1 protein-coding gene and 1 pseudogene are annotated in these 2047 nt (G+C 72.3%); both read left to right on the top strand.

Annotated features, from left to right (window positions below; genetic code table 11):
• A pseudogene (locus tag NCC78_RS31275) lies at positions 1 to 227 on the top strand (hypothetical protein); the annotation flags it as partial.
• Positions 228 to 706: 479 nt separating this feature from the next.
• Entirely contained in the window at positions 707 to 2023 is a 1317-nt protein-coding gene (locus NCC78_RS31280; protein WP_250799031.1) for a hypothetical protein, read from the top strand.
• Positions 2024 to 2047: the final 24 nt, after the last annotated feature.

The following is a 2047-nucleotide window of genomic DNA, read 5'->3' on the forward strand; positions in this document are numbered from 1 at the left end:
TGGAGCGGGTGACGGTGCACGAGCACCGCTTCCACAGCGGGGTGGACGCCGCCCGGCTGGCCGAGGACCTCGCCGTCGTGGCCGTGGGCGAGCGGCTGCGCGGGCTGGAGACGGCCCCGCCGGTCCTGACTCCGCGTGACGAGCTGCTCGCCGGCATCCGGGGGCTGCGGTCGCGCCGCGACGAGTTGGCGAACGGCTTCGCCTTCGACCACCTCTGCGTGGACTGACCCTCGTCGGCCCCGACCCGGCCGACCTCCGCCCGTCGGATCCTCGACGCGTCGTCCCCCGCGCCCCGGTCGCTCGTGCCCCTGACCTGGCATCCCTCGGCCCGACGCCCCTGGCCCTCCCGCCTCCCGGCCGCGCCCGCGCCCTCGGGCACGCCCTCCGGCCGGGGACCGGTCCTCGCGCCTCCGGCCGCCGAACTCCCCGCCAGCGGGAGACCGGTCGCGCGGGAGGCCGGGACAACGTCGCGGAATTCCTGTGAACCGCGTTGAACCTTCGCGGCGGCCGTCCCGTACTCCTGCGGGAATGGACAGGATCTCCCCATCCGCGCCCCGGGGCGCGGAAGACGGTGCGGAAAGGTCATCGTCGTTCGTCGACGTGCCACCGGCTCGTCCCGACGGATTCCGCCGAGGCGCGCCACCTCAATTCCGTCGGTCCGCCGAGGTCTCGAATCAACTACCGGATCGAGAAGGAGAGCAATTCGATGCGCAGGTCCACACGGGCGCGCCGGTCATCCGGTAACGCGCGGAGCAAGCGGCTGCTGGCCGTGGTCGGCACGCTCGCGGTCTTCGGTGGAATCGTCGCCGTGACCCAGATCTCGTCGGCCCAGGACCGGCGGTCGAACAACACCCGCCCGGCGTCCGCCGCCTGCGTGGAGCCCAGCCCCGGAGCCACCGCGCCGAGCCGGCGCGGCACCACCACCCGCACCTGGCAGAACGGCCGGTGGGTACGCAACCACTGGGGTGACGGCCAGCAGTCGGTCACCGAGTGCCAGCAGACCCGCGCCGGTGGCGGCACGGCCGACAACGGCGGCTCGGCCGTCGCGTGTCCGGACGTGGTCAGCAAGCTTCCGCAGGTGCCGGCCCGGGCCCGGGCGGAGGTCGACCGGAACCTGAACCTGCTGCAGACCCAGATCGCCGAGGCCGACCGGCGGCTGGCGGCGGAGGGCAACAAGGGTCAGGACTTCATCCGCAACGTGATCCTCCAGCCGCTGGCCAGCAAGCGTCAGGCGACGCTCAGCCGGATCACCATCGCCATCGACCGGGTCGGCCCCCGCCCGCAGGGGCTCAACCAGCTCGCCGAGTGTCAGGTCAAGCCGACGGACAACACCGGTGGGAACAATGGCGGTGACACCGGCGGGAATACCGGCGGCGGTGACAGTGGCGGTGACACCGGCGGGAACACCGGCGGCGGTGACAATGGCGGAAACACCGGCGGTGACAACGGCGGCAACAACGGTGCGCCGGGTGCCGGTCTCGGTGTGCTGGCGAACAACTGCGACAACAGCCAGTTGCAGCCGCATGACGGTTTCCAGAACGGCAACCGCTGCATCAGCACCGCGTTCGGCGAGGTCGGCGCCGCGGCGAAGAACCCCTCGCTACTGATCACCGACTTCCCCCAGCAGGTGGATGCGAACCAGCCCTTCACCCTCCAGGTCTCCACCCGCAACCTGGTCCGGGACCGCTTCCTCGCGGCCGGGCAGGGCGGCTACTACGTGGAGAGCTCGCTGCTCAACGGCGACGGCCTGGTCCGCGGGCACTTCCACACCGCCTGCCGGATGTTGCAGAGCACCGACGAGGCCCCGGCGAACCCGCAGGACGTGCCGGCGTTCTTCGTGGCGACCGAGGACGGCGGTGGCGGCGATGAGGCCGACGAGGTCGCCATCCAGATCCCGGGCCTGCCGCAGTCCGGCACCGCGCAGTGCGCGGTGTGGGCCGGTGACGGCTCGCACCGGGTGCCGATGATGGAGCGGGCCAACCAGACCCCCGCCTTCGACGTGGTGCGGATCGAGGTCAACTGAGCGACGGCCGGGGCCGTCCGGGAG

The sequence above is a fragment of the Micromonospora phytophila genome (assembly GCF_023656545.1).
Taxonomy (GTDB): Bacteria; Actinomycetota; Actinomycetes; order Mycobacteriales; family Micromonosporaceae; genus Micromonospora; species Micromonospora phytophila.

What these genes read in the sequence shown, in the direction of transcription:
- NCC78_RS31280 (WP_250799031.1), top strand. Translation starts at nt 707, where the DNA reads ATGCGCAGGTCCACACGGGCGCGCCGGTCATCCGGTAACGCGCGGAGC.